Raw genomic sequence first — 25388 nt, forward strand, 5'->3', positions numbered from 1 at the left:
CCGGACGAGTAACGCAAAAACAGCGCACACCCCGCGCCGTTATCCAGCCGCTCAATCCGCCCTAGAAAATCCCGAGAAATCCGCAGCCGGTTGTCGTACGCATCACTGATCGAGACCAGCACACCGTCGCGAAAGTGATAAAACCGCGACGCCTGGGCCAACACCAACTCATCCGGCGACGTACCTAAATAGATCGCTGCTTCCGCGAGGCTATTGGTGATGGCGGGTCGAGCAACAGTCGGTAGTGGAAACTCAATCGAGCGGTTCTCATGGTCCGTCCAAACGACGGAATCGCCCGACACCGCAAGCCGATGCGCCAGCGAATGACTCCAGCCAAACCCCAGCCCGCCATCCACTTCCACCGCACTGGTGCGGTACAACCGTGTCCACTCGAACGGCAAGATCCCATCCAACGTGCCGTCGGTGAGGGTGAGCAATTCCTCCCCGGTAACCATCGACACCGGGCAGCCGTTGGTGACGGTCTTATCCGAAGAAGCCGCCGCATCCCCGTTCGGGTTTTTCCCCGAAACAGGCACATCATCGACAGGCTCCTGCCTGACCAACACGGTCTTCTGTGTCTTGTTACGAACCGCCGGCACGGGGTTCGAAACCACATGCTCCCCCGCCTTCAACGGTGCCACCGGTACGGTCTTGATCGCTGTCGCGGGGCCACCGAGCAGCAAAGGCTTCACCGCCTCGACATGCGCGTCCAACGTCGGCCCCACCAACTGATCAGCCAGCCTCTCCAGCCACTTGCGCGCTCGTCCGGATTTGATATGTCCCAGCACCTGAGCGCCCAGGCGAATCTGCACGCCCATGCCACGGGTCGCCCAGATCAGGAACAGATTGATCAACACCTCACCGCTGATCTCGCCCAGCACTTCATACAGCTCGGGCGGCGGCAGCAGGCGTAGCCAACTGACCATGGCCGACATGTAGATAAACAGCAGCGGCTCATCGCTGAGCACCAACAGCCCCTTTGCGATGGCGTCGTTGCCCAGCCTCAGCAGTTCATCGAGTTCAGTCTGGGAGATGTAGGCCAACAACTTCTGGCTGTTGGCCTTGAGGTCCGCCAACAAGTCATACAGCTGCTTGACGTTGTCCCACAGGTTGTAGAGCGCCTTGGCCATCCCGCTTGAAAACGCCAAACCTTGCATCGCGCTACGTTCGGGCGGCGTAGCGTTGGCGAAGTCATCCCACAGGGGCTGGAAAGTCTTGGTCCATTCCTCATGCAGGCGACTTTCCAACCCTGCGATCACCGATTGATAAGACGCATACAGCGCCTTGACGTGATCCTTGGAAACGTTGGGATAGAAGGTGATTTGGTACGGCTGGTTGCGATCACACTCGGTGATTTCGAGGATGCCGCCGGGGCCGATGGTCCGATGCAGTGGTGCGCCGAGCGGGCTGCCATCCTGGGCAATGGCTTGCAGCATCACCGGCGTATTGCCGATCGGTACAAACCGAGTGCTTTCGAACATATGCACCAGGGTCAGCGATCCCTGGGCATCGCACCTGGCGACGGTGTTACTGGGGGTTTTGGAGGAAGCCGGCGCCACCAGCGCCACCTCTTCCCCAACTTTGAACACCTGATCCACTTCCAGTGCCGAAGCGCTCAAGAACCCCTCGGCCCACTCATCAAAGGTGTTCAGGCAATCACGCAAGTCACGGAAGACGCGCTCAACGTCCGGCGCCTTGGCATCCATGGGGGCCAGGACAAAGCTGGCAATCACGGGAATCAAGAGGCAGCCCCGACAACCAGGGCATTAACGGGTAGGTGCATCGGCGGTCCCTCGCACTGAATGATCAGGCGAGAGACTTTGGAGAGGTTCGTCAGGTAAAGAAGTCGGCGCTATTCGCCAGGACGGCTAGGAGGGTTCGCCAAGACTTCGGGTAAACGCAGAGTCGATCGTAGGAGTCAGATTACAGGTGGAGAAGCCCTACAGCTTCAGTTGCCCAATCGCCTTGCTCAACTCACCAGCCAACGTCGCCAGCTCATTGCTGGTGGTCGCCGAATCCACGGTCTGTTGCACGGTGTTCTCGGTCACATCACGAATGCTCACCACTGCGCGGTTCATCTCTTCGGCCACGTGGCTTTGCTGTTCGGCGGCGACGGCGATCTGGGTGTTGCTTTCACGCATTTGCGCCACGGCGCTGGTGATTTCGGCGAGCGCTGTGCCGGCTTCCAGGGCTTGTTGTACGCAGTCGTCGGCCTTGAACGAGCTTTCCTGCATGAAGTCCACCGCGTCGCGGGTGCCTGCCTGCAGCGCCGAGACCATGCGGGTGATTTCGTCGGTGGAGCTTTGCACGCGCTTGGCCAGGTTGCGCACTTCGTCGGCGACCACGGCAAACCCACGGCCCATTTCCCCGGCGCGAGCAGCTTCGATGGCGGCGTTGAGGGCGAGCAGGTTGGTCTGTTCGGCGATGCTGTGGATCACACTGACCACGCTGTTGATTTTCTGGCTGTCCTCGGCCAGTTTCTGGATCATTTCGGCGGTCTGTTGCACGCCGGAAGACAGGCCGGCGATTGAATGCTGTACGCGGGTGACCACGTCCTGACCGCTGCCAGCGAGGGTGTCGGCGGCCTGGGACAAGTCGCGGGTGGCACCGGCATGTTGAGCGATATGGTAGACGGTGGCGGTCATTTCGTTGATGGCGGTGGCGGCCTGGTCGGTCTCGCTTTGCTGGCCAAGCATGCCGTGTTGTACCTCGTTCATGCTGCTGGCCAATCGAGCGGCACCCTCGTCCAGAAGCCTGGCGGTGCGCGCCACGGTGCTGACCACGCGCTGATAACCGGCTTGCATGGCATTGAAGGCGCTGGCCATCTGGCCGACTTCATCCTTGCAGGCCAACGGCACGCGGGCCGACAGGTCGCCGGTTTTCTCCACGTGCAGCATCACGTCCTTGAGGGTGTTGAGTTGGCTGAGCAGGAAGCGGATCAGCAATTGCGAGGCGCAGAGCATCGCCAGCATCAGGATCAGCACCGCCACGGCATAGTTGGCGAAGCGTTCACTGAATACCTGGCTCAGGCTGGGGGCGTGGGCGAGCACGGCGATGTATTGCCCATCAGGGCGGGCGATCACTTCGGCGCCCATCAGCGTGTTTTCGCCGAACAGCGGCATGGGGTTGAGTTCGACCCAACCCGTGTTGCTGCTCAGGGCTGACAGATCCTGATCGGCCAGCTGTGGGACTTGGCCGCGGGCAAACGTCAGCCAGTGCTCGCTCTTGGGCAGGGCCTTGTCGGCCGGCCAGGCTCCGAGCAATTGCGCCTGGGCCTGTGCCGAGGCCTGGGACGCATGGCTGCGCGATTGCTGTTCGAGATGCACGGCGTACAGCACCAGGAGCAGGGTCGTGATAAAGGCGACCGCGTTGACGGCCCAGAATTTGTATTTCAGCGAGATATTGCTAAGCCAGGCACCCATGGAAGGTTTTCTCTGATAGCGGAAACAGCATTGGCAAGGTGCCATTATTGTGCCGCTACTCCGCAAAGCGGTTTTGACATGGGTCAATGCACCGCATCAATCCACGGCAGGCAGCCCAAAAAACGCGCGGGCACAGGCGGTGCTGTGCTGAGCCAGGTCCTCGGCCGTTTCGTTGCGGTGCAGGGCGACTTCGCGCAGCACTTCCGGCAGGTAGGCGGGTTCGTTACGGCCGTTTTTCGGCTTTGGACGCAGGGTGCGCGGCAGCAGGTAGGGCGCATCGCTCTCCAGCATCAGACGACCACGGGGAATTTCCCTGACCAACGGATGCAGGTGCGTCCCACGGCGCTCATCACAGATCCAGCCAGTAATGCCGATGTGCAAATCGAGATCGAGGTAGCTGAACAGCGCCGGTTGTTCGCCGGTGAAGCAATGCACCACGGCGGCCCTCAGGTGGTCGCGGTAGTCCTTGAGGATCTCCAGCAGGCGCTGGTTGGCGTCGCGCTCGTGGAGAAACACCGGCAGTTTCAGCTCAACCGCCAGAGCCAAGTGCTCTTCGAGGACTTTTTCCTGCTGCGGGCGCGGAGAGAAATCCCGATTGAAATCCAGCCCGCATTCGCCCACCGCACGTACGCGGCTTTCGTTGAGCAAACCACGCAGGCGCCTGGCGCTATCGCCGTTCCAATCGCTGGCGGAGTGGGGGTGGATGCCGGCCGTGCTGAACAGGCGCTGGCCGCTGTCATCGAGGTTGACGCACAGTTCCAAGGCCTGTTCGCTGCCGTCGACGCTGGTGCCGGTGAGCACCAATTGTTGCACCCCGGCGGCATAGGCGCGGTCGAGAACGGCCTGGTGCTTCTCGTCGAAACTGGGGTTGGTCAGGTTGACGCCGATATCAATGAGTTGCATGGTGCTATCTCCGCCTGCGGCCGGAAAGCATATCAGAGCTGTAGATTTATAAGAAAAACGAAGAACTACAACGAGTTATAGCTGTCTTTGAACGTCGCAAGTGACATCGTGATTGGCTGCACGCCTTGCACTGTGCCACCGTTGCGCGTCTTGCCAGCGCTTAAAGCGCTCTGTTTCTGACCCCCAACGCCTCGTTTTTCGCGAGGGTGTTGGCCAGTATTCTTTCCGGAGAGCGGATGATCCGACCCTCGGCGTTGCTTATGTTGTGCCTGACGCTGCTGCTGCCCGCGGCGGCGCTCGCGCGTCTGGACGGGCCGCTGGAAGTGACCAGGCCCGGCAAGGTGCGCGACCTGGCGGAGATTCGCTCGAGTCGCACCCTGCGTGTACTGGTGAACCAGAGCCGTAACAGTTCCGGCGAGGTCCAGGGCCAGGCCATCGGTGTCGAATACCATCGCTTGCGTGCGTTCGAGCAATACCTCAATGGCCACGCCCGTGATGGCCAGGAAATCAACCTCAAGATCATTCCCAAGGCCAAGGACCAACTGCTCGGCGCACTCGCCCGTGGCGAAGGCGACCTGGTGGCCCCCGGTGAATTGCTGGATGTGAAGGCCGCACACAAGATCAGCACCAGCGATCCGATCGCCAGCGGTGTGCCGTTATGGCTGGTGGGGGTGAAGGGTGAGCGGCGGTTTACCAAGCTGGAGCAACTGTCCGGGCGTACCCTGGCGCTGACCACCGGCAGCGCGGCGGCGGATGCCATCAGCCAGGTCAACCAGAAACTGGCCTTGCACAAACAGCCGCCGGTCAAGGTGGAATGGGTGGACCCGACCCTGGCGGTGGAGGATGTGCTGGAGATGGTCCAGGCGGGCATTTTTCACCTGACTATTGTCGAGAAGCCGATTGCTGAGCGCTGGTCGAAGATCCTGCCCAAGTTGCGCTTCGACAAGCAGGTGGCAATCAGCGAACCGGGCGACGAGTACTGGTTTGTGCGCCAGGATGCCTCGATGCTGCGGGCCAGTATTGATCGATTTCTCAAGACCTATCGCACGCCGTCCGACCAGGATGTGGCATTCCAGCGCATCTATCGGCGCCTCTACCAGGTGCGCAACCCGCTGGCCCGCGTCGACCGCCAGCGCCTGGAAAAACTGCGCCCGGTATTGCAAAAGCACGCCCGTGAGCAAGGCATGGACTGGCTGAACCTCGCGGCGCTGGCGTTCAAGGAGTCGGCTTTCGACCCGGGTGCGCGCAACAGCGGCGGCCCTACCGGCCTGATGCAGATCACCCCTTCGGCAGCGCAGCGGGTGGGCGTCAACAACATCGAAAGTCTCGACAGCAATGTGCAGGCCGGCGCGCGTTACCTGGCGTTGATCCGTCGCAAATTCTTCGCCAGCCCCAAGCTCAACGAGCGCGAGCGCATGGCCTTCGTATTGGCCGCGTACAACATGGGGCCGGAGCGGGTGCAGGGCATGCGCACCGAGGCCAGGCGTCGGGGACTGAACCCCAATCAATGGTTCTTCCAGGTGGAGCGCATCGCCATGGAGCAGGTGGGGATGGGGGGCGTCAGCTATGTTAATAGCGTCAACAAGTACTACTTGGCGTTCGATCGGGAGCGAGAGTCCCTGGAACCGCAGGCGCCGAAAATCGCCTCACGGAAATAATCTATTTTTTCGATGTTAATCAGGCAGTTTTTCCGCTTTTATCATTGCTTAAACTGATTAATATAGCGGCCAACCAACCCCTACTTCGAAAAGGATCCACCCCATGAGCCCAATGATCAAAAGCGTACTGTCCACTCGTGCCGGCTACGGCCTGACCATCCTGCGCATCGTCGTCGGCATCATCTTTGCCGCCCATGGTTCGCAAAAACTCTTCGGTTGGTTTGGCGGCTATGGCCTGGCGGGCACCGCCCAGTGGATGGAAAGCATTGGCCTGGCGCCGGGTACCCTGATGGCGCTGCTGTCGGGCGGAACCGAGTTCTTTGCCGGCCTGGCACTGATCATCGGTTTGCTGGTACGCCCGGCGGCATTGGGCCTGACCATTCTGTCGCTGGTGGCGATCTTCTCGGTGCATATCCATAACGGCTTGTTCATGGCCAACAACGGTTATGAGTTCGCACTGGCCCTGCTGGGCGGCTCCCTGGCGGTGCTGCTGGAAGGTGCTGGCAAACTGTCTGCCGACCGCGCCATCGCCAACTGACACCGGCACAAAACTCTGAAAAGGCCCACCACTGTGTGGGCCTTTTCGTTGCTCGGGATTCTTGACACCGCCCCACCGGCTTCTCTAGGATGCTGCCCATGCGCCGATTTAAACAGCTAATTGCGGGGCGCCACTGGGTCTTGATAGAACCCGACAGAAGCTTGTTCTCCCCTGGGGAGGCAACTTCGAAATACCGCTAAAGCGCTGGTTCGGTGTTGCCTCTCACCTGCCCGCAGACTTTTGAGGCAGAGACACGACACGATGAATGCACTACGCCCCCTGATACGCCTGGCCCCGATCACCGCGGACCTCACCCAACGCAATCCAAAAATCCTTCTGGGCGGCAAGCATCAGCCTACGCTCTTGCGTTATCTGGACGGGTGGCCACGTCGCAGCGGACGGCCATCGGCATTCTTGATTCAGTTTGTGGAAGATGGCGATTCTCTTGCCCGGTTTGCGAATAACAGCTTCGATCTTGCGGTTATCCAGGCCCCCAGCGCCAGCGACGCGCAGGAAGTCATCCGACAATTGACCCGCATTGCCCGGCAGGGGCTGATTGCCAGGCGTTGAACTCAGTAGAGCGCGACGCTCGCCTGTAGTCGACGCCGTCGATTGCACAGGAAAACCACCCAGGCAACCAGGCATAGCATCAGGGGTATCGCCAGTGCCACGAGCATTTTTATGGCGAACTCCAGGCGATGTACCTGCGCGTATGCCTCGGCTTTCAAGGCATGTAATTCCATTGGCAAGCGCAGTCGCTCCTTGTTGAGTGCAACCAATTGGGTGGTGGTGTCCACGGTCTGGGAGCCGAGCTGCACCTCCGTTGTGCGCAGCATTTGCCATTCATGTTCTGTCCGTAGCAGGCGTTGTTCCAATTCAGTCGCCTTCTGCGTGTAGGCGTGTACGGCGCTGTCGCGCATCCGTTCCAGCCTGTTTGGCGATCTTTGCGTCGACGCGTGCGGGCGAATATTGGTCAGTACATCACTGGCGGACAAGTTATCCAGCGTATTCAAGATAAACAGTGTGTTGCTGTCGGGCGCTGGGCTATTGACTTGATCCGTGAGCAAATCAGTGTCGGCGACTACCACCACATGGATCTGCGCCGCTTTTTGCACTGCTGCCGGCTGTCCTTCCACGTCATCGAGGAATGCTGAATAGGCAGGCCCCTCTATACGGGCTGCAATCACATGGCGTTGTGTTTGGCTGGAGGCCTCATCGGCCGTTGAATCGAGCTCGGTTGCCGAGGCAAGCCGGTCGGTTTCCTGCAACTCGGATTGCAGGGAGCTTTGCAGGAGAGGGGTCAGCGTCGTGCGGCCTTTCTGGCGGCGAAACAGCACGCCGCTGCTTGATACCGTCACGTTATTCAATTTCCAGGTGCTCGGATCGCCTGTGTTCATTGCCTGCCGGGGCAGGTTCAACCTGCCCGGATGCTGCACTGTGAACTTCCCTTTCACAGGTGTGTGCGACGCGGCGTAGCGGTGATCGAGCAGAAACTTGTTCGCCGGCATCTGTATTCCCCAAGCGGCAAGCAAATCAGTCAGTCGGGTATTGGCGGATGGGGTGTTCGAGCTTTGCTCGCTAAACGGGTCGATAAATGCCATCAATTTACCGCCCTTCAATACAAATTGTTCAACCGCATATAACGATTGTTCAGGCAGCGCCTGTGGATGCACGACCATGAGCGTCTTGACCTGTTCCGGCACGCGCTCGGTGCTTGCTCCCAGATTGACCAGGTTGAAATGTCGCTGCAGTTCCTTCAACAATCGGCCCGCGGATTCTCCCATCGCGAGCCCTGACAGCAGTCCGATAGCGGGGCGCTCCGGATGCTGCAACTTGTAGATCAAATGACTGATTTCATATTCGAGCAATGGCTCACGATCCAGGCTGAATGATTCGATGCGTTGCGCTCCATAGCCGGCTCGGGTGCCGATCAGGCCCATGAATCCCGCATTGTCGTCGAGGCCAAACAACCTGGCTTTGTAGGCGTCCTCTGAAAAAGGCATGGGATCAATAAGGTGCAGGTTGATCATGCCTTTTGCTGCTTTTTCGTACTCCATCAACCGGTCTTCGATGCGCTTGCCATAGCGTTTCAAGGTGTAGCTTCGTCCAGGGCTGTCATGGGCATTGAAATAATACAAATCCACAGGGTTTTCCAATGACGCGAGTAACTGTCGTACTTGAGGCGATAGGGTATGCGTTTTTCCTTGTGAGAAGTCCCATCGGATATTTGGAATTTTTCCTACCCAAACTAAGTTAAACGCCAGGAATAGTAACAGGATAACAGTGAGTGTCATGCCGGTGCGCAGAGTAGGTCGCATGGAGGGCTTTCCTTCTCAGCTGTGTCTATAGTTGAGAGTGACGGTCGTCGCTGCGAGAAAGGCCAAGATCATGCTGATGAAGTAAAGCATGTCACGAAGCGTGAACTTTCCATTGTCGATAGCGCTGTACCTCGAAAAAGGGCTGAGGGAGACCAGGCTGTCCACCGCCCAGATGGGGGCTTGATGTTCAAGTGCATCGAGCAAATAAGAGAGTGCGCTGACGATAAGCATAAAGCCTACAGTCAGTATGAAAAGGGCAGTGCGTTGCCGTACCAGTGTGAAAATAAAACAACCGACGGCTAGATAACTGCCCGCCAGTAGCCAGCTCGATATAAATTGCGAGGCAATAACGCTGTTGTCCGCCACTCCCAGGTAGTTGGCAATGATCACGAGAGGGAAGGTCAATATCAGGGCTGTGGCCGCCACGACCCAGGCTGCTAGAAATTTGCCGATAACCCATTCAAACGTGGTGATGGGTAATGTTTTCATCAGGTCGAGAAAACCGGCATTGGACTCGTCCGACCAGAGTTGTGCCGCCAGTACTGGAATCAGCAATAAATAGAGCCAGGGGTGTAGCTGGAAGAAAACCTGCAAGTGACTGCTGTCCTGTTCTGGCCAGGCGCTCATGTGCAACCCCAATGCCACGGACAGTACTGAAAAAATGGCAATGCTCAGATAGGTGCCGGGTGTACCGGCATAGTGGACGAGTTGACGCTTGAATATGACGGGCAGCAGTTTCAAAGGGGAGTCTCTCGGCTCAGATAATGAACTACGTCGCTGAGGCGACCAGGCTCCAGGCTCAGTGAGTTGATTTTCCAGCGACGATTGGCAATGAGCGTATTGATATGGGGGTAGATGGTGTGCCCCGGCATGGCCAGGACGGTCACCGTGCCGGGTGCGTGCCGATGTTCTTCGATGCCTGCCACCCCCGGCAGTACGGCGAGAGCCAGCAGGTCCAAGGGGGCATCTGCGGCGAGGGTGACCGCCTGGAAATGGCGAGAGTCGCGTTGCAGATCTGGCATGGGGGTATCGGCCACCAGGCGATCACCTGCGATCACCAGGGCGCGTGTACAGAGTTCGGATAATTCATCGCAGTGTCGGGAAGCGACGATCACGGTCATTTCTTGCGTCAATGACTGGATGAGGCTCCTGAATTTGTATTTCTGATCAGGTGCCAGCCCCTCGGTCGGTTCATCCAGTAATAGCAAGGCAGGGGCGTGCAGGATGGCCTGGGCAATGGTGACTTTGCGCTTCAAACCGATGGAGAGAGCCTCGAGGGGAGCGTTGAGCACCGGCAACAACTCCAGTTGCGTAGCGGCATAGTCCACCTGTGCGCGTTTTTCGGTGCCGCGCAGTCCGCGAAGGGCCGCGATGTAGTCAAGGAATTCTTTAACCGACATCGTAGGATGACTGACGCATCTGTGAAGTTGGTAGCCGATGAGTTTTTTTGCTCTTAATGGATGGGCTTTAGTATTGAAGCCTTGGATGTTTATATGCCCGCTGGAAGGCGTGGTCGAGCCCGATATTACGTCGAGAAGGGCCGTTTTAACTGTAGGATTTTCTCCGAATAGTCCCAGGCATTCCTGTTTGTTTGCGCTGAATGAAAAATCGCTGATTATTTTCTTATTGTTTAAATGTTTTGTCAGGTTGATGATTTCGATCATTTAGCGTGGTGTGGTCGTGGAGGGAGAGTTTGAAAAGGGTACGAGCAATATCTGTTTTTGGGAACGCCGCTCAGCATTAATAGGAAAAATCCTACGGGCGCGCTAGGCAAGTCGCTGAAACAATTGTTTTGTGTTTTTAACCTTTAATTATTGAGTGATGGTCTGAAGGTTATAGAGACTTTTCGAATTTTGTAATGAGGCCCGATCACCATGATGCTTCTACGTACCCTTGTTCTTGAACGCGACGGTCAAGATGCTCCGGTTAACGGTGCATTGCTCTGTGGGTTTGCTGTAGGCCAGATTGCCTCCAACTTTCTTGTTTATAGCTTGGATGAAGAGGTTGAGCCGGCGAGTTCCAGGGTGTATGTCGCAGCCTTGCGCAAAAAACTTGATCGGTATTTTCTGGGGGGAGTGGAGTCCAAGGAGGACCTGCATGTGGCAATGCATGTTTTCAAGCAAATTCTTACCTCGGCGGCGGCAGGCACTAAAGCCGGTGTTACCGAAACTCAGGTGCCTTATCATTTTATCGATTTAAAAGGCTGCAAGCTGCCGCCTGCGAGGCCCGAAGAGCATCATTCGGTGATCATCAAGAAGGCCCTGGTGATGAAAGTGATCTCCCTGGGAATGTCTGCGCCGGTGCTGCCGGCAATCGAAAGTGCTTCATTAATTGTGCCTTCCATTCGTTTCTCGTCGAAAATGAGTTCATCTGTCAGGGGGGCGAATCCACCCGAGCCTACTCCGCTTCCCGTACCTGAACCTGTCGTAGAAGAGCCCCGGCAGATGTTGGTCGACGCGCCTGTGGCCATTGTCCAGGATGTACCTGTTGTCCTGAATGAGCCAAGCGCCCCGGCGCAGCCGAAGCTTTCGGCGCCCGCGGACGACGACCACTTGTTTGAAGTAGGCAGTACGCTGACCAACCTGGCTCGTGTTGCTCAGGAGCTGGCCCAACAGAAACTCGCTGCGTCGGAGAGGGAAACCGCGCTTGATCAATGGCAGGCCCGCTTGCAGCAGGAGCAAACCCAGTTGGATGAAAGGGTCCGGGATCTGGAGCAGCGCACCGCTCAACTGCATGACCAGTCCCTGGCCGTCAGTCAACGGACCGAAGCCCTGAAGGTGATGACCTCGCAAGTCTCGAGCTTACGCCAGAGCTTGCGGGGCGTGCTGCTTGAATTGGATCAGACGTTGGATAGCTAGACAGGCCTGGCTACTTTCCTGGGTTCATTTATCATCAGCGCCAGCGAACCGACGCCTGGATGTGATTTCCTGCCTTATCGGTACCTATGGACATAGCCTGGGGATGCATGCGTTTGAGTACCAAGCTGATAACCAAAGAAGGTCATGAAGCGCTGAAGAAAGAGTTGGATTACCTGTGGCGCGAAAAGCGCCCGGATACCACGCGCAAGGTGACATGGGCTGCTTCCCTGGGGGATCGCAGCGAGAATGCCGACTACCAGTACAACAAGAAGCTGCTGCGCGAAATCGACCGGCGGGTGCGTTACTTGCGCAAGCGCCTGGAAGACATGCGTGTGGTGGAATACATGCCCGAGCAGGAAGGGAAGGTGTTTTTCGGCGCCTGGGTCGAGATTGAAAACGAACAGGGCGAGACCAAGCGTTTCCGTATCGTCGGCTATGACGAGATTTATGATCGGATGGACTATATCTCCATCGATTCACCGATGGCCCGTGCGCTGCTGCGCAAGGAAGTCGACGATGAGGCCATTGTGCAGACCCCGGGAGGCGAGGTGTGCTGGTGGATCACCGCTATCGAGTACGTGAAGTAAGCGACGTTGACCCGCCCCCCGTAAGGCAGGCGGGTCATTGACCGCTCAGCCCTCGCGCAAAACCGTCAGCGGGCTGGCATTCAGCGCACGGCGCGTGCCGAACACCCCGGCACCGCCGATCAATACGGCGCCGATCAGAGGCAGCAGCAACAGCCAGGGGTGCGGTTGCCAGGCCAGGTCGAAGGCATAGCGGTACAGCACCCACGTCACCAACTCGGTACCCAGCGCCGCCAGCAAGCCGCTGACTGCGCCCAGCAAGCCGAACTCGATGCGCCGCGCCTTGACCAGCAGCTTGCGCTCCGCGCCCAGTGCCCGGAGCAGTGCACCTTGGCGAATGCGCTCATCCAAGGTGGCTTGCAGGCCGGAGAACAGCACCGCCATCCCAGCGGCCAGCACAAACAACAACACGTACTCCACCGCCAGTGTCACTTGGGCGAGGATGCTGCGCAGCTGCTCCAGCAGCGCCTCGACCTGCAGGATGGTCACCGCCGGGAAGGCGCGGGACAGATCAACGATCTGCTGATCATGCCCTGGCGCGAGGTAGAAGCTGGTCAGGTAGGTGGCCGGCAGGTCCGTCAAGGTTCCCGGTTGGAAAATCATGAAGAAGTTCGGCTGGAAGTTATCCCAGTTGATGGTTCGCAGGCTGGCAACCCGCGCCTCACGGTTTTCCCCGGCGATGGTGAACACCAGGTGATCGTTCAACTTGAGCTTGAGGCTCTGCGCGACCTTGGCTTCTACCGAGACTCCGGGCATTCCATCGGGGGGTTGTTGCGACCACCATGAGCCTTCGGTCAGGGTATTGCCCGGCGGCAGGTCGGCGGCCCAGGTCAGGCTCAAGTCCCGTTGTACGGCGCGGTCACCGCTGGAGTCCTTGCTGACTATTTCCTGTACCGGCTCGCCATTGATACTGATCAACCGACCTGGCACGACCGGGTACAGCGGCGCGGATTGCGCCTGCACTTCCAGCAGGCGGGCACCAAAGGCGTCCTTATCGGCCGGCAGGATATTCAAGGCGAAATAGTTGGGGGCGTCCTTGGGCAGCTGGTTTTGCCAGGTGTCCAGCAATTCGCCACGCAGCAGGGCGATCAAGCCCATGGACAACAGGATCAGGCCGAATGCCAGGGACTGGCCCGCCGCCGCCAGCGGGTGGCGCAGCAATTGGCCCAGGCCCAGGCGCCACGGCAGGGAGGCCCGGGCCAACAGGCGTCGCAGGCTTTGCAACAGCAGCAGAAGCAAGCCCCCCAGAACCAGCGCGGCAACCACGCCGCCGCCCAGCAGGGCGAAGGTCAGCACCAGGTCGAGGCTCAGGCGCCACATGATCAGGCCCAGGGCGAACAACGCGGCGCCGTAGACCATCCAGGTGCTGGACGGGATAGGCAGCAGGTCGCGCCTCAGCACTCGCAGCGGCGGCACGCGACCGAGGGCGGCCAACGGTGGCAGCGCGAATCCCGCGAGAGCAACCAGCCCGGTGCCGATCCCGGCAATGGCCGGCAACAGTCCACCAGGCGGAACATCCGCCGGCAACAGGTCGTGCAGGAAATAGAACAGGCCAAACTGTGCCAGCCAACCGAGCAGGGCGCCGGCCAGGCTCGCCAGCAACCCCAGTACGCTCAATTGCAGGCTGAACAGCAACATGGCCTCGAGTCGCGATAACCCAAGGCAACGTAGCAACGCACTGGCGTCGAAACGGCGGGTGGCAAAGCGGTTGGCCGACAGGGCCACGGCGACGCCGGCCAACAGCACGGCCACCAGGCTGGCCATGTTCAGGTAGCGCTCGGCTTTGCCCAGGGCGCCGCCGATCTGCTGGTTGCCGTCCCGTGAATCCTGAAGACGCTGGTTGGCAGCGAGCCCCGGCTTGATCAGGTCACGATAGGTTTGCAGCGCGGTGCTGGCCTGCGGGCCACGCCACAACTCGCGGTAGCTGACGCGACTGCCTGGCTGGACTACGCCGGTGGCGTCCAGGTCCGCCAGGTTGATCATCACCCTGGGCGTCAGGCTATAGAAGTTGCCGGCGCGATCCGGCTCGTAGGTCAGTACGCGTGCCAGGCGCAAGGTCTTCATACCCACATCGATAGTGTCGCCGACGTTCAGGTCCAGTGCCGTCAGCAGCCGCGACTCGACCCAGGCTTCACCGGGTTTCGGCCCGCCGCCCGGGGTTTCGTCCCCAAAGGGGGCTGCTGCGCTCTTGAGTTGACCGCGTAGCGGATACTGCTCGTTGACCGCCTTGATGCTGGAGAGCTGGATACCATTATCGGTGGCAATGACGCTGGAAAACTCAACCACACGGGCGTGATCCAGGCCCAGTTCGGTCCCGGATCTGATTTGTTCGGGGCGGGCCGGTGAGCTGCCTTCGAGTACCAGGTCGGCGCCGAGGAACTCCGTGGCGCGCAACAGCATGGCGCCGTTGAGGCGGGCGCCGAAATAACCGATGGCGGTACTGGCGGCCACGGCCACCAACAGGGCGAAGAACAACACACGCAATTCGCCGGCGCGGGCATCGCGCAGTAATTGGCGCAGGGCAAGGCTGAACAGGCGCAACAGCGGCAAACGTGCCATCAAGGCTCCAGGGGGGCGACCATCAGGCCGGCTTCAAGGCGGATCAGGCGTCGGCAACGATGAGCCAGGCGCTCGTCATGGGTCACCAGCACCAGGGTCGTGCCGCTTTCTTTATTGAGCTCGAACAGCAGGTCGCTGATGCGCTCGCCGGTGTGGCTGTCGAGGTTGCCGGTGGGCTCATCGGCAAACAGCACGTCCGGTTCGGCGGCAAAGGCGCGGGCAATCGCCACCCGTTGCTGTTCGCCCCCGGAAAGCTGGCGTGGGGAATGGGTCAGGCGCTGGCCGAGGCCCACGCGCTCCAGCAGGTGTCTGGCGCGTTCGCGGGCGTCCTTGCGGCCATCCAGCTCCAGCGGCAGCATGACGTTCTCCAGCGCATTGAGGCTGTCGAGCAGTTGAAACGACTGGAACACAAAGCCTACGTGTTCGGCACGGATGCGTGCGCGCTGGTCTTCGTCGAGGGTGCTGAGCGCCTGGCCGGCGAGGGTGACTTCACCGCTGCTGGGCAGGTCGAGGCCGGCGAGCAGGCCGAGGAGGGTGGATTTACCGGAGCCGGAGCTGCCGACGATAGCCAGGCTATCGCCCTTGTTCAGTTCCAGGCTCAGTTCGTGCAGGATAGTCAGTTCACCTTCCGCGCTGGGAACCACTTTGCTGAGGTTCCGCGCGGTGAGAATGCTTGCGCCCATGGAGAATCCGATGCGAATGTGGTTTTTGAGTGCTGGCCTGGCCTTGATGTGCATGGCCCAGAACGCAGCGGCGGGTACAGTCCTGATCGTTGGCGATAGTATCAGTGCCGGTTTCGGCCTGGATACCAGCAAAGGGTGGGTCGCATTGCTGCAGCAACGGCTCAAGAAGGAAGGTTTCGACGATAAAGTGGTCAATGCCTCCATCAGCGGCGACACCAGTGCCGGAGGCCTCGCGCGCCTGCCGGCGGCGCTCGCAGCGCATAAGCCGGACGTGGTGGTAATCGAATTGGGTGGTAACGACGGCTTGCGCGGGCAGCCGCCGGCGCAATTGCAACAAAATCTTGCGTCGATGATCGAGCAGTCCCAGGCCAGCGGTGCGAAGGTACTGTTGCTGGGCATGCAGATTCCGCCCAATTACGGGAAGCGCTATGTCGATGCATTCGCCAAGGTATTCAATGACGTCGCAACGGCCAAAAAGGTGCCGTTGGTGCCATTTTTCCTGGAGGGTATCGGTGGCAACCCGGCGTTGATGCAGGCTGATGGACTGCACCCGGCTGTCGGCGCCCAGGGCAAATTGCTGGAAAATGTCTGGCCGACGCTAAAACCGCTGCTATGACGCTTTTCTACCGGCAGGCTTTCGGCTAAGGTGGCGCCCCCCCGATCTGGAGCCCCCGATGTCGCGTCCTGCCTGGTCCCTGTTTAACTACCAACTGATCGAGCCGGACGAGCAGCTGGATCTGTTCGCCTGCCAGGAAGTGCGGGTGCATCTGGTGACGCGTCAATTGGAACTGGGCGGCTCCATCGACCGCACCCTGTGCGGTACGTTATTGCCGGCGCAGCCGCGTTGGTCCCTGGTCGACCGTTCGATTTTCCAGGACCAGCGCCTGTGCCCTTTGTGCCGGGCGATCCTGGAGTCGCAGAAGCGTGGCACGCCGCCAATCTGGCCCGAGTTGCGTTTCGAGTTGTAGGGGGCAGCTAGAAGTCCGCTTCACGTATACAATCGATTTTTACCTACCCGTCGTTCTGCGAAGGATTTTCCGGATGTTGTCGCGCCTTTCCGTCGTCACCTGCTGCCTGTCTCTTGCTGCCTTGTGTGCGGCCGGTCCTGCCGCCGCCTTGCAGTTGCCCCTGCCTCCACCCGGCGAAGACATCGTCGGGCAGGTCCAGGTGATCAAGGCCAAGTACGAAGACACCTTTGCCGACCTGGGTACCACCTACGACCTGGGCTATTCGGAAATGGTCGCGGCCAATCCGGGCGTCGATGCCTGGTTGCCGGGGGCGGGGACCGAGATCGTCCTGCCGACGCGCTTCATCCTGCCGCCGGGCCCCCGTGAGGGCATCGTTATCAACCTGGCGGAATACCGGCTCTACTACTTCCCCAAGGGGCAGGACGTGGTCTACACCTTCCCGCTTGGGATTGGCCGTGAAGGCTGGGGCTCGCCCATTGCGCACACCAGCATCATCGCCAAGACGCCGAACCCGACCTGGACGCCGCCGGCCTCGATCAAGGCCGAGCACGCCGCCAACGGCGACCCGTTGCCCAATGTGGTGCCGGCCGGCCCGGACAACCCCCTGGGGCCGTTCAAGTTCACCCTGGGAACGCCGGGTTACCTCATCCACGGTTCCAACATGAAGTTCGGCATCGGCACCCGTACCAGCCACGGCTGCTTCCGCATGTTCAACAACAACGTGCTGGAAATGGCCGGCATGGTCCCGGTGGGGACGTCGGTGCGCATCATCAACGATGCCTACAAGTTCGGCAGCAGCGGCGGCAAGGTCTACCTCGAGGCGCATACGCCCTTGAACGACGATGGCACGCCGTCGGTGGTCGACAAGCACACGGCAGTGATCAACGCCTTGCTCAAGCGTGAAGACCTGGCCAATAACTTGCGGGTGAACTGGGATCAGGTGCGTGATGTGGTCGCGGCCGAAGATGGCCTGCCCACCGAGATCGGTGTGCCAGGTGCTGCACCGATAGCTTCCAGCGCGCCGATCGACCTGCAGCAATAAGCGTCCGGTCCGCTGCTGAGCCCGCCACGGCCTTGCGCTGCGGCGGGCTTTTTATTGCGCGGGGTTCTGGTCCGAATCGCAGGCAATAAAAAGCCGATCCAAGAATGGATCGGCTTGATAACAATCCCGAGGGATTATTACTTGCGGCTAGCTTTTTCAAGCATACGCAGAGCGCGCTCGTTAGCTTCGTCAGCAGTCTGTTGTGCTTTTTGAGCAGCAGCCAGAGCTTCATCAGCTTTACGGTAGGCTTCGTCTGCACGGGCCTGGGAGCGAGCTGCTGCGTCTTCAGTTGCAGTCAGACGAGCTTCGGTTTCTTTGGAGACGCTGCTGCAACCGGTAGCCAGAACTGCGGCCAGAGCCAGAGCAGAGAATTTCAGAACGTTGTTCATCGTGTTCCCCTTCAAGGACTTTCTATTAAATGGCTACTTTCTCAGAGTGAGCTAATAGCCGGCGTACATACTACCCATTACTTGTAGTAAGTAAACTGACGTAGCGCAAGAAGCAAAAAAAATTCTTGTACCGAATCTATTTTGGCTAACCTTTTTGAGGTTTGTATAAAAACTGTCCAGTTTTTTTCATTCGGATGAAAATTGGATCCAGGCTGAAAGGGCCAGCCCGCATGTGCCGGGCCTGGCAACCAGATGAAAATTTATATATCCACGCCGACACTTTGGTTAGGCTTGAGGATGCTTGCCCGAGCATCTTTTACGCATGTAGAGGTGACTTTAAGAGCGCCTGTTCGTCTCAAGGTTCAACTGCCGGCAATGTTCAGGCTTTCGGTCACCGGTTGATCGAGGCCCTTTCTATATCCACCAGCGGCAGGGATGACGGGCACGCCTTGAGCAATTACAGGATTGCTGCCTACTATTCCCTACGTGCTGGTTGTGAGCGCTCAAGGTTTTCTCGTTGTCGAAACCGGCACGGGGTGGCGTAGATGTTCCTTCGCCGGAAAAACATCGGTAAGGTAGGGGTCAGAATCCAAGACCCGCGAGGAGTAGTGATGAGCGAGGCGTTGTCCATCCACCATGACCAGGCTGGTCATCAGTTCGAGACCAATGTGGACGGTCATCGTGCCTATCTGACCTATATGGACCTCGGGAAGCAGACCCTGGACATCTATCGGACCTTCGTGCCCAACGCACTGCGCGGCCGTGGCATTGCTGCCGCGTTGACCGAGGAAGCGTTGAAGTTTGCCGAAGAGCAAGGCTACACGGTGATCCCGTCGTGTTCCTATGTCGAACGCTACATGGAGCGCCACCAGCGCCATGCCGCGAAGCTATAACGCACAACATAAAATGCAGCATGAAAAACGCCGGGCTCAGCCCGGCGTTTTTGTGTGCGCACCCTTCAGATACAGGTTCAGCTGCGTTTGCGTTTCGGCAATACGTCCTTGAGCTTGGCGTGCATGCTGCGCAGGGTGTTCTCGGTGGCGGACCAGTCGATGCAGGCATCGGTGATCGATACGCCGTACTGCAAGTCGGCCAGGTCCTTTGGAATCGCCTGGCAGCCCCAGTTCAGGTGGCTCTCGACCATCAGGCCGATAATCGACTGGTTGCCTTCGAGGATCTGGTTGGCGACGTTTTCCATCACCAGCGGCTGCAGCGCCGGGTCCTTGTTGGAGTTGGCGTGGCTGCAGTCGACCATGATGTTCGGCTTGATCCTGGCCTTGTTCAGCGCCTGCTCGCAGAGCGCCACGCTGACCGAGTCATAGTTGGGCTTGCCATTGCCGCCGCGCAACACCACGTGACCGTAGGCATTGCCCTTGGTGGTGACGATGGAGACGCCGCCTTCCTGGTTGATACCCAGGAAACGGTGAGGGCTGGAGACCGATTGCAGCGCGTTGATCGCCACGGTCAGGCCGCCGTCGGTGCCGTTCTTGAAGCCTACGGCCGAAGACAGGCCGGATGCCATTTCGCGGTGGGTCTGCGACTCGGTGGTGCGCGCGCCGATGGCCGACCAGCTGATCAGGTCCTGCAGGTACTGCGGGGAGATCGGGTCGAGGGCTTCGGTGGCGGTGGGCAGGCCCATTTCGGCCAGGTCCAGCAGCAATTTGCGACCGATGTGCAAACCGTCCTGGATCTTGAACGAGTCGTCCAGGTACGGGTCGTTGATCAAGCCTTTCCAGCCCACGGTGGTACGCGGCTTCTCGAAATACACGCGCATCACCAGGTACAAGGTGTCGGACACTTCCGCCGCCAGCACTTTGAGGCGCTCGGCGTATTCGTGGGCAGCCTTGAGGTCGTGGATCGAGCAAGGCCCGATCACGACGAAGAGGCGGTGGTCGGTGCCATCGAGAATGTCACGGATGACTTCGCGGCCCTTGGTGACGGTCTGCAGGGCAGCGTCGCTCAGAGGGATTTCGCGCTTGAGCTGATCGGGTGTGATCAGGGTCTCGTTGGATTCGACGTTTAGGTCATTGATCGGTAAATCAGCCATCGTGTTACTCGCCAGGGTCACGGGTGCCGGCCGCCAGCCATCCCCGTGCGGCGGGCACAGCATGATTTGAATGCAGGGGGGAGGAACCTTAGCGCGTAACACGGGCCCGCGACAATGGGCAAAGCCCGCTTTAATCCAGCGCTGGTCGCACAAACGTCTCGTGGGCGAACTCGCCGGCATGGCGCGCCACCCACTCACGGGCCAGGGCTTCGAGTTGCTGCGGGGTGGGCTCGGCATCTTCGTGCTGGCGGCAGTAGCGCTCTATCCGGCATGCTTGTTCACCCATTCGCGCACCGAACAACGCATGTTCATCGGTAAACGAAATGCCCACGCGGTAGCCGTTTTCCACCTTGCGACACCACGCCACATACCCCGGATAGCGGGCCGTGGCGCCCAGGGAGGGAATGTGCAGGTCAACGGCCGTGCCCTGGCGCCATGGGCGGGGCCAATTGCAGGCAACGCCGCCCAGTCCGATAGTGTGCAGGCGTTGGCGGGGGATGGCGGGAGAGGGGCGTTGGATTAACTCGACAGCGACATCATCAGGGTGAGGTAAAAAACGACCCATGTACACGGACTCCGAGCACCGTCCAGTTGACGGCGGTGGCAGCAGTATAGTGAAGGAACTGGAATTGACCGACCTGGATATTGACCAGCAATTGCTGGGATTGCCAGGTATTTCGCTGGTGGTGTTCACCAGCGTGGGGTGTTCCAGCTGCCGTTGGGCACGCCAGCAGTTGCCGGGCTGGCGTTTGCCGGTGGACCGCGTGTGCTGGGTGGATGCCGGGCACAATGGCGGTGCGGTCGAACGCTACCAGATCTTTCATTTGCCGGCGTTGTTCGTGGTGTGCGAGGGTCAGTTCCTCGGGCAAATACAGACACGTCTTACGCTTTCTGACCTGACCGAAACCATTGACCAAGCACTTAGCCGCACTCCGGAGGAACTGCCATGACAGTACAGTCGCCACGTATCGGCATTATCGGCACCGGCGCCATCGGTGGCTTCTATGGCGTGATGCTGGCACGCGCGGGCTTCGACGTGCACTTCCTGCTGCGCAGCGAATACGCGGCGGTCAGCGAGCACGGCCTGCGCGTCAATAGCCGTGTGCATGGCAACCTGCAACTGCGCCCGGTGCAGGCCTACGCCCATGCCGCCGACATGCCGCCGTGCGATTGGTTGCTGGTGGGCACCAAGTCCACCGGCAATGTCGAGCTGGCCCCGACCCTCGCCCAGGTCGCGGCGCCGGACGCCAAGGTGGTGTTGCTGCAAAACGGCCTGGATGTCGAAGACAGTCTGCGTGAACACCTGCCGCCATCCCTGCATCTACTGGGCGGGCTGTGCTACATCGGCGTACACCGCTCCGCGCCTGGCGTCGTCGAACATCAGGCGTTGGGCCGGGTCAACCTGGGCTACCACAGCGGCACGGCCGCCAACGATGAGGCCCGTCAGAAGGCTATTGTCGAAGCCGGTGCCGCGTTGTTTCATAAGGCCGGCATCGAGTCCCAGACCATGGCCAATGTGCATCAGGCCCGCTGGCACAAGCTGGTGTGGAACGTGCCTTACAATGGCCTCTCCGTACTGTTGGGAACGGGTACCACGGCAATGATGGCGGACGAATCCAGCCGCGAGCTGATCCAGGCGCTGATGGCCGAAGTGGTGCAGGGCGCCCATGCCTGCGGTCATGAAATCCCCGACAGTTACGCCGAGCAGATGTTCGCCATGACGGAAACCATGGACGATTACCTGCCCAGCATGTACCACGACCATATACATAAACGCCCGCTGGAACTGGCGGCGATCTATGGGCGACCGCTCGCTGCCGCCAAGGCCGCAGGTTGCGAATTGCCACGAATGCAGGCGCTGTACCAGGCCTTGAGCTTTATTGATCGGCATAACCGCTGATTCGGGGGACGTACCATGGCAAAGGGATTGGGCGACAAACTGGTGCTGGCGATTTCCTCGCGGGCCCTGTTCGACCTGAGCGACAGCCACAAGGTCTACCTTGCCCAAGGGGTGGAGGCCTACCGTAAATACCAGATCGAACACGAGGAAGAGATCCTCGAGCCCGGTGACGCCTTTCCGCTGGTCAAGAAGCTGCTGAGCCTCAATGCCAGCCTGGGCCGTGCTCGGGTCGAGGTGGTGCTGGTGTCGCGCAACAGTGCCGACACCGGCTTGCGCGTGTTCAATTCCATCCAGCATTACGGCCTGGATATTTCCCGCGCAGCCTTTGTCGGTGGGCGTAGTCCTTATCCTTATTTGGCAGCGTTTGGCTGTCACCTGTTTCTGTCCACCCATGCTGAAGATGTACGCAGCGCCCTCGATGCCGGCTTTGCCGCCGCGACGATTCTGTCGGGCGGTCCGCGCCGGGCGTCCAGCGAAGAGCTGCGGATCGCCTTCGACGGTGACGCGGTGCTGTTCTCCGATGAGTCGGAGCGCGTGTACCAGGCCGGTGGGCTGGAGGCGTTCCAGGCCAGCGAGCGCGAGTCGGCACGCCAGCCTTTGCACGGTGGCCCGTTCAAGGGTTTCCTGGCGGCACTCAACTTGTTGCAGCGTGAGTTTCCAGACGAGGCCTGCCCGATCCGCACAGCCTTGGTCACCGCCCGTTCGGCGCCTTCCCACGAGCGGGTGATCCGGACCTTGCGTGAGTGGGACATCCGCCTGGATGAGTCACTGTTTCTCGGCGGCCTGGAAAAGTCCGCCTTCCTGGAGGCGTTTGCCGCGGATGTGTTTTTCGATGACCAGGCCGGTCACTGCGAGAAAGCCAGGGAGGTGGTGGCCACCGGGCATGTGCCCCATGGCATCAGTAACGAGGTGAGGATTCAGGCCGAGACCTAGGCGCGCTGCTAAGCTCATTCAATCTCCTCCATCCTGGCCGTCCGGGAGGTTTTATGATTCGTTCGATGCTGTACGCCACAGACCTCGGTCTGTATGCGCCGTATGTGATGCAACATGCACTGGCGCTGGCACGAACGTTCAAGGCTGACCTGGATGTGATTCATGTGGTCGAGCCCATCGGGTTGTTCGCCGAATCGGTGTTGCAGAGCTACCTTGATGAGAAGGCCTTGAGTGAATGGCAGAGCCAGGGGCTGAGCACTGTCATGGCGACCATCGAGCAGCGGGTGCTGGACAGTTTTCGCGAAGAATTGGGGGACGAGGGCCAGGACCTGGAACTGATTCGCTCGGTACGGGTGATTCAGGGCGACCCCTGCGAAGTGATACTCGAGCAGTTGCGCAAATTGTCCGTCGACCTGTTGATCGTCGGCAGCCACAGCCATGCCACGGCGGCCGCCACACCGCTTGGGCGCACCGCCGCACGGGTGCTGCAGTTGTCTAGCGTGCCGGTTTACCTGGTGCCTGCGTTACAGCGTCGACGCAGTGATGACGTGTGATGGGTAAAAAACGATAAAAAGTTCTAGATTTATCCGTCAAACCTTTAATATAGTTATATACCGTCGCTGATACCCGTGGCGTCTATCTGCTTTGAGGGACACATATGAAGCTTCAACAACTGCGCTACATCTGGGAAGTGGCGCACCACGACCTCAACGTTTCCGCTACCGCTCAAAGCCTTTACACCTCCCAACCCGGTATCAGCAAGCAGATCCGCCTGCTCGAAGACGAGCTGGGCGTCGAAGTGTTCGCGCGCAGCGGCAAGCACCTCACCCGTGTCACCCCGGCCGGTGAACGCATCATCACCACCGCCGGCGAGATCCTGCGCAAAGTCGAGAGCATCAAGCAGATCGCCCAGGAATTCTCCAACGAGAAGAAAGGCACCTTGTCGATTGCCACGACCCACACCCAGGCGCGTTACGCATTGCCGCCGGTGATCCGCGATTTCATCAAGCAATACCCGGACGTGGCGCTGCACATGCATCAAGGCTCGCCGATGCAGATCGCCGAGATGGCCGCCGACGGCACCGTCGATTTCGCCATCGCCACCGAAGCCCTGGAGCTGTTCGGTGACCTGGTGATGATGCCGTGCTACCGCTGGAACCGTTGCGTCGTCGTGCCCCAGGGCCACCCATTGGCCAAGTTGCCGAAGCTGACCCTGGAAGCCCTGGCCGAATACCCGATCGTCACCTACGTCTTCGGTTTCACCGGCCGCTCCAAGCTCGACGAAGCCTTCAGCCATCGTGGCCTGACGCCGAAAGTGGTGTTCACCGCCGCCGACGCCGACGTCATCAAGACCTATGTGCGCCTGGGCCTGGGCGTGGGCATCGTCGCCAAGATGGCCGTCGATACCAACCTCGATAAAGACCTGGTGGTGCTGGATGCCAGCGAGCTGTTCGAGTCCAGTGTGACCAAGATCGGCTTCCGCCGTGGCACCTTCCTGCGGGGCTTCATGTGCGACTTCATCGAGAAGTTCGCCCCGCACCTGACCCGCGAAGTCATGGCCAAGGCAATCCAGTGCCACAACAAGCAGGAACTGGAAGAGCTGTTCGACGGCGTGGAATTGCCCGTCCATTAAGGGGGGTTACTTGGCCTCGGTAACCGTAAAGTGTTGCCGGGCGCCTGCCACCAGAATCTCCACCTCATCACCTTCGAACTTGCCCAGCAGGCTTTTGCCCAAGGGTGAACGCGGGGTGATGACGGTCACCGGTTGCCCGACCACGTCCACCTTCAAACCCGCCGCATCCGGTGCCAGGAACAGCCACTGCTGGCGGCCGTTCTCGTCTTCCAGGCCCAGCAATGTGCCGACTTCTATGCCACGTTGATCATCGTACGCACGCAGTGGCAGGTTCTGGCATAGCGCCAGCGCCTGCTTGATTTCCTCGACGCGCCTGGCTTGCCCGGCTGCCAGGTAAGACGCCTCCAGCCCGAGGGTGTCGTATTTGTTTTCGGCGATATTTTCTTCGTGGGTCGCGGTTTCGTAGGCGGTCTGCGCGGCGCGCTGGGCGATGTCGAGGTCGACGGTGAGTTTTTCCAGGATCAGCTGGTGAACGGCGTGTTTATTCATGGTCATCAATCGCAGAATTGCAGGACATTGGCCCGGCTCTTTTCATTCGGTGCGTTCTGGTCCTGCTGCAGCCAGAACTGGCATTTTGGGTTGGACAGGTTGCGTGCGTTATTGCGGGCCTGGTCCAGGGCCTGCTGTTGTTCATGCTTCTGCAGGTTCTGTTGATATTGCTCGAACATACGGTTCGGCGGCTCCGGCGCAACCGGTGCGGGTTTACCCAGTTGCTCAACGGCCTGGGCTACAGGCGCCAGGCTTTGCGGGAACAGGTAGCGCGACGCCAGCCAACTGGTCAGCGCAATGGCGATAAATCCCAGCCACACCCCCAGGGCAATGGCGAGCGTGAGCTTGGGCAGCGACAACGAGCGATCGGACATGATGGCCTCCTGGCAGGCATTAACGGCATGGCGGCGATTGTCGCACAGCCACTGTGCAGAATAATCGCGATCAAGCCTTCTGCATTGGCG

Annotated in this window: 27 protein-coding genes; 14 read left to right on the top strand and 13 right to left on the bottom strand. The window is 59.7% G+C overall.

All coding sequences use genetic code 11. The features are described 5' to 3' along the window. The 3 genes from B9N88_RS24420 to B9N88_RS24430 all read right to left on the bottom strand — a co-directional run. Positions 1–1742: DUF6531 domain-containing protein (locus B9N88_RS24420; RefSeq protein ID WP_043293704.1), on the bottom strand; the 1742-nt coding region annotated here is incomplete at its 3' end. Between the two features lie 198 nt (positions 1743–1940). Continuing rightward, the gene (locus B9N88_RS24425; RefSeq protein WP_027606963.1) at positions 1941–3422 is read right to left on the bottom strand and encodes a methyl-accepting chemotaxis protein; all 1482 of its coding nucleotides are present in this window, start codon (positions 3420–3422) and stop codon (positions 1941–1943) included. Positions 3423–3518: 96 nt separating this feature from the next. Next, on the bottom strand, positions 3519–4325 hold the full coding sequence (locus B9N88_RS24430; RefSeq protein WP_027606964.1) for a TatD family hydrolase: 807 nt from the start codon (positions 4323–4325) through the stop codon (positions 3519–3521). Between the two features lie 236 nt (positions 4326–4561). Between B9N88_RS24430 and B9N88_RS24435 the strand changes: the two genes are divergently transcribed. The 3 genes from B9N88_RS24435 (at position 4562) to B9N88_RS24445 (ending at position 7091) form a co-directional block, all read left to right on the top strand. Further along, positions 4562–5983, top strand: a complete 1422-nt coding sequence (locus tag B9N88_RS24435) for an MltF family protein (RefSeq protein ID WP_027606965.1) — start codon at positions 4562–4564, stop codon at positions 5981–5983. A gap of 103 nt (positions 5984–6086) precedes the next feature. Further along, entirely contained in the window at positions 6087–6521 is a 435-nt protein-coding gene (locus tag B9N88_RS24440; RefSeq protein ID WP_027606966.1) for a DoxX family protein, read from the top strand. A gap of 261 nt (positions 6522–6782) precedes the next feature. After that, complete coding sequence (locus B9N88_RS24445) at positions 6783–7091, top strand: hypothetical protein (RefSeq protein WP_065924423.1); 309 nt, start codon at positions 6783–6785, stop codon at positions 7089–7091. A 2-nt stretch (positions 7092–7093) separates the two neighbouring features. Here B9N88_RS24445 and B9N88_RS24450 read toward each other — a convergent pair whose 3' ends face one another. The 3 genes from B9N88_RS24450 to B9N88_RS24460 are packed head-to-tail and all read right to left on the bottom strand — an operon-like array spanning position 7094 to position 10503. Then, positions 7094–8839: a Gldg family protein gene (locus tag B9N88_RS24450; RefSeq protein WP_027606968.1), complete on the bottom strand. Its 1746-nt coding sequence runs from the start codon at positions 8837–8839 to the stop codon at positions 7094–7096. Positions 8840–8854: 15 nt separating this feature from the next. Further along, positions 8855–9580 carry an ABC-2 transporter permease gene (locus B9N88_RS24455; RefSeq protein WP_027606969.1) on the bottom strand — a complete coding sequence of 242 codons (726 nt, stop codon included), beginning with the start codon at positions 9578–9580 and terminating at the stop codon, positions 8855–8857. Beyond that, the gene (locus B9N88_RS24460; RefSeq protein ID WP_027606970.1) at positions 9577–10503 is read right to left on the bottom strand and encodes an ABC transporter ATP-binding protein; all 927 of its coding nucleotides are present in this window, start codon (positions 10501–10503) and stop codon (positions 9577–9579) included. Before B9N88_RS24460 ends, B9N88_RS24455 begins: the two co-directional genes overlap by 4 nt. A 210-nt stretch (positions 10504–10713) precedes the next feature. Here B9N88_RS24460 and B9N88_RS24465 point away from each other — a divergent pair, with 210 nt between their 5' ends. Together B9N88_RS24465 and greB are read left to right on the top strand one after the other, a co-directional pair. Then, a complete protein-coding gene (locus tag B9N88_RS24465; RefSeq protein WP_027606971.1) occupies positions 10714–11697 on the top strand; it encodes a hypothetical protein in 984 nt (327 codons plus the stop codon). Positions 11698–11810: 113 nt separating this feature from the next. Further along, complete coding sequence (greB, locus tag B9N88_RS24470) at positions 11811–12284, top strand: transcription elongation factor GreB (protein WP_027606972.1); 474 nt, start codon at positions 11811–11813, stop codon at positions 12282–12284. 45 nt (positions 12285–12329) lie between these two features. Here the strand turns inward: greB and B9N88_RS24475 are convergent, their stop codons facing one another. Continuing rightward, positions 12330–14840, bottom strand: coding sequence for an ABC transporter permease (locus B9N88_RS24475; protein WP_027606973.1), 2511 nt, complete (start codon positions 14838–14840; stop codon positions 12330–12332). After that, positions 14840–15523, bottom strand: a complete 684-nt coding sequence (locus B9N88_RS24480; RefSeq protein WP_005786391.1) for an ABC transporter ATP-binding protein — start codon at positions 15521–15523, stop codon at positions 14840–14842. The genes B9N88_RS24475 and B9N88_RS24480 overlap by 1 nt, the downstream gene beginning before the upstream one ends. Positions 15524–15533: 10 nt before the next feature. On the opposite strand from B9N88_RS24480, the gene B9N88_RS24485 reads away from it, so the two are divergent. From B9N88_RS24485 to B9N88_RS24495, 3 genes are all read left to right on the top strand, one after another. Then, on the top strand, positions 15534–16139 hold the full coding sequence (locus B9N88_RS24485) for an arylesterase (protein ID WP_027606974.1): 606 nt from the start codon (positions 15534–15536) through the stop codon (positions 16137–16139). A 58-nt stretch (positions 16140–16197) separates the two neighbouring features. Next, on the top strand, positions 16198–16491 hold the full coding sequence (locus B9N88_RS24490; protein WP_003172705.1) for a hypothetical protein: 294 nt from the start codon (positions 16198–16200) through the stop codon (positions 16489–16491). Positions 16492–16564: 73 nt separating this feature from the next. Continuing rightward, positions 16565–17533, top strand: coding sequence for a L,D-transpeptidase family protein (locus B9N88_RS24495; protein WP_027606975.1), 969 nt, complete (start codon positions 16565–16567; stop codon positions 17531–17533). A gap of 137 nt (positions 17534–17670) precedes the next feature. Here B9N88_RS24495 and oprI read toward each other — a convergent pair whose 3' ends face one another. Then, a complete protein-coding gene (oprI, locus tag B9N88_RS24500) occupies positions 17671–17922 on the bottom strand; it encodes an outer membrane lipoprotei OprI (protein WP_003172710.1) in 252 nt (83 codons plus the stop codon). Positions 17923–18533: 611 nt separating this feature from the next. Between oprI and B9N88_RS24505 the strand changes: the two genes are divergently transcribed. Beyond that, a complete protein-coding gene (locus tag B9N88_RS24505; protein ID WP_027606976.1) occupies positions 18534–18815 on the top strand; it encodes a GNAT family N-acetyltransferase in 282 nt (93 codons plus the stop codon). 77 nt (positions 18816–18892) lie between these two features. On the opposite strand, the gene B9N88_RS24510 is transcribed toward B9N88_RS24505, so the two are convergent. Both B9N88_RS24510 and B9N88_RS24515 read right to left on the bottom strand, forming a co-directional pair. Continuing rightward, positions 18893–19969, bottom strand: a complete 1077-nt coding sequence (locus B9N88_RS24510) for a 3-deoxy-7-phosphoheptulonate synthase (protein ID WP_027606977.1) — start codon at positions 19967–19969, stop codon at positions 18893–18895. A gap of 130 nt (positions 19970–20099) precedes the next feature. Next, a complete protein-coding gene (locus tag B9N88_RS24515) occupies positions 20100–20534 on the bottom strand; it encodes a PilZ domain-containing protein (RefSeq protein ID WP_027606978.1) in 435 nt (144 codons plus the stop codon). Between B9N88_RS24515 and B9N88_RS24520 the strand changes: the two genes are divergently transcribed. The 5 genes from B9N88_RS24520 to cysB all read left to right on the top strand — a co-directional run bounded on the left by B9N88_RS24520 (position 20533) and on the right by cysB (position 24435). Continuing rightward, positions 20533–20919 (top strand): thioredoxin family protein, encoded by a 387-nt coding sequence (locus B9N88_RS24520; protein ID WP_027606979.1) that lies wholly within the window; start codon positions 20533–20535, stop codon positions 20917–20919. The genes B9N88_RS24515 and B9N88_RS24520 overlap by 2 nt on opposite strands. Beyond that, entirely contained in the window at positions 20916–21869 is a 954-nt protein-coding gene (locus tag B9N88_RS24525) for a putative 2-dehydropantoate 2-reductase (RefSeq protein WP_027606980.1), read from the top strand. Before B9N88_RS24520 ends, B9N88_RS24525 begins: the two co-directional genes overlap by 4 nt. A 15-nt stretch (positions 21870–21884) precedes the next feature. Then, on the top strand, positions 21885–22802 hold the full coding sequence (locus B9N88_RS24530) for a 5'-nucleotidase (protein WP_027606981.1): 918 nt from the start codon (positions 21885–21887) through the stop codon (positions 22800–22802). A 53-nt stretch (positions 22803–22855) separates the two neighbouring features. Then, on the top strand, positions 22856–23356 hold the full coding sequence (locus B9N88_RS24535) for a universal stress protein (protein WP_027606982.1): 501 nt from the start codon (positions 22856–22858) through the stop codon (positions 23354–23356). A gap of 104 nt (positions 23357–23460) precedes the next feature. Continuing rightward, positions 23461–24435 carry an HTH-type transcriptional regulator CysB gene (gene cysB, locus B9N88_RS24540; RefSeq protein ID WP_003189876.1) on the top strand — a complete coding sequence of 325 codons (975 nt, stop codon included), beginning with the start codon at positions 23461–23463 and terminating at the stop codon, positions 24433–24435. Positions 24436–24441: 6 nt separating this feature from the next. Here the strand turns inward: cysB and B9N88_RS24545 are convergent, their stop codons facing one another. Then, positions 24442–24924 (bottom strand): GreA/GreB family elongation factor, encoded by a 483-nt coding sequence (locus tag B9N88_RS24545; protein WP_027606983.1) that lies wholly within the window; start codon positions 24922–24924, stop codon positions 24442–24444. A gap of 5 nt (positions 24925–24929) precedes the next feature. Next, positions 24930–25298 (bottom strand): hypothetical protein, encoded by a 369-nt coding sequence (locus B9N88_RS24550; protein ID WP_027606984.1) that lies wholly within the window; start codon positions 25296–25298, stop codon positions 24930–24932. Positions 25299–25388: the final 90 nt, after the last annotated feature.

This window comes from Pseudomonas sp. LAMO17WK12:I1, assembly GCF_900177315.1.
Lineage (GTDB): Bacteria > Pseudomonadota > Gammaproteobacteria > Pseudomonadales > Pseudomonadaceae > Aquipseudomonas > Aquipseudomonas marginalis.

What these genes read in the sequence shown, in the direction of transcription:
- B9N88_RS24425 (WP_027606963.1), bottom strand. Translation starts at nt 3,422, where the DNA reads ATGGGTGCCTGGCTTAGCAATATCTCGCTGAAATACAAATTCTGGGCC.
- B9N88_RS24430 (WP_027606964.1), bottom strand. Translation starts at nt 4,325, where the DNA reads ATGCAACTCATTGATATCGGCGTCAACCTGACCAACCCCAGTTTCGAC.
- B9N88_RS24435 (WP_027606965.1), top strand. Translation starts at nt 4,562, where the DNA reads ATGATCCGACCCTCGGCGTTGCTTATGTTGTGCCTGACGCTGCTGCTG.
- B9N88_RS24440 (WP_027606966.1), top strand. Translation starts at nt 6,087, where the DNA reads ATGAGCCCAATGATCAAAAGCGTACTGTCCACTCGTGCCGGCTACGGC.
- B9N88_RS24445 (WP_065924423.1), top strand. Translation starts at nt 6,783, where the DNA reads ATGAATGCACTACGCCCCCTGATACGCCTGGCCCCGATCACCGCGGAC.
- B9N88_RS24450 (WP_027606968.1), bottom strand. Translation starts at nt 8,839, where the DNA reads ATGCGACCTACTCTGCGCACCGGCATGACACTCACTGTTATCCTGTTA.
- B9N88_RS24460 (WP_027606970.1), bottom strand. Translation starts at nt 10,503, where the DNA reads ATGATCGAAATCATCAACCTGACAAAACATTTAAACAATAAGAAAATA.
- B9N88_RS24465 (WP_027606971.1), top strand. Translation starts at nt 10,714, where the DNA reads ATGATGCTTCTACGTACCCTTGTTCTTGAACGCGACGGTCAAGATGCT.
- B9N88_RS24475 (WP_027606973.1), bottom strand. Translation starts at nt 14,840, where the DNA reads ATGGCACGTTTGCCGCTGTTGCGCCTGTTCAGCCTTGCCCTGCGCCAA.
- B9N88_RS24480 (WP_005786391.1), bottom strand. Translation starts at nt 15,523, where the DNA reads ATGGGCGCAAGCATTCTCACCGCGCGGAACCTCAGCAAAGTGGTTCCC.
- B9N88_RS24485 (WP_027606974.1), top strand. Translation starts at nt 15,534, where the DNA reads ATGCGAATGTGGTTTTTGAGTGCTGGCCTGGCCTTGATGTGCATGGCC.
- B9N88_RS24490 (WP_003172705.1), top strand. Translation starts at nt 16,198, where the DNA reads ATGTCGCGTCCTGCCTGGTCCCTGTTTAACTACCAACTGATCGAGCCG.
- B9N88_RS24495 (WP_027606975.1), top strand. Translation starts at nt 16,565, where the DNA reads ATGTTGTCGCGCCTTTCCGTCGTCACCTGCTGCCTGTCTCTTGCTGCC.
- oprI (WP_003172710.1), bottom strand. Translation starts at nt 17,922, where the DNA reads ATGAACAACGTTCTGAAATTCTCTGCTCTGGCTCTGGCCGCAGTTCTG.
- B9N88_RS24505 (WP_027606976.1), top strand. Translation starts at nt 18,534, where the DNA reads ATGAGCGAGGCGTTGTCCATCCACCATGACCAGGCTGGTCATCAGTTC.
- B9N88_RS24510 (WP_027606977.1), bottom strand. Translation starts at nt 19,969, where the DNA reads ATGGCTGATTTACCGATCAATGACCTAAACGTCGAATCCAACGAGACC.
- B9N88_RS24520 (WP_027606979.1), top strand. Translation starts at nt 20,533, where the DNA reads ATGTACACGGACTCCGAGCACCGTCCAGTTGACGGCGGTGGCAGCAGT.
- B9N88_RS24515 (WP_027606978.1), bottom strand. Translation starts at nt 20,534, where the DNA reads ATGGGTCGTTTTTTACCTCACCCTGATGATGTCGCTGTCGAGTTAATC.
- B9N88_RS24525 (WP_027606980.1), top strand. Translation starts at nt 20,916, where the DNA reads ATGACAGTACAGTCGCCACGTATCGGCATTATCGGCACCGGCGCCATC.
- B9N88_RS24530 (WP_027606981.1), top strand. Translation starts at nt 21,885, where the DNA reads ATGGCAAAGGGATTGGGCGACAAACTGGTGCTGGCGATTTCCTCGCGG.
- B9N88_RS24535 (WP_027606982.1), top strand. Translation starts at nt 22,856, where the DNA reads ATGATTCGTTCGATGCTGTACGCCACAGACCTCGGTCTGTATGCGCCG.
- cysB (WP_003189876.1), top strand. Translation starts at nt 23,461, where the DNA reads ATGAAGCTTCAACAACTGCGCTACATCTGGGAAGTGGCGCACCACGAC.
- B9N88_RS24545 (WP_027606983.1), bottom strand. Translation starts at nt 24,924, where the DNA reads ATGAATAAACACGCCGTTCACCAGCTGATCCTGGAAAAACTCACCGTC.
- B9N88_RS24550 (WP_027606984.1), bottom strand. Translation starts at nt 25,298, where the DNA reads ATGTCCGATCGCTCGTTGTCGCTGCCCAAGCTCACGCTCGCCATTGCC.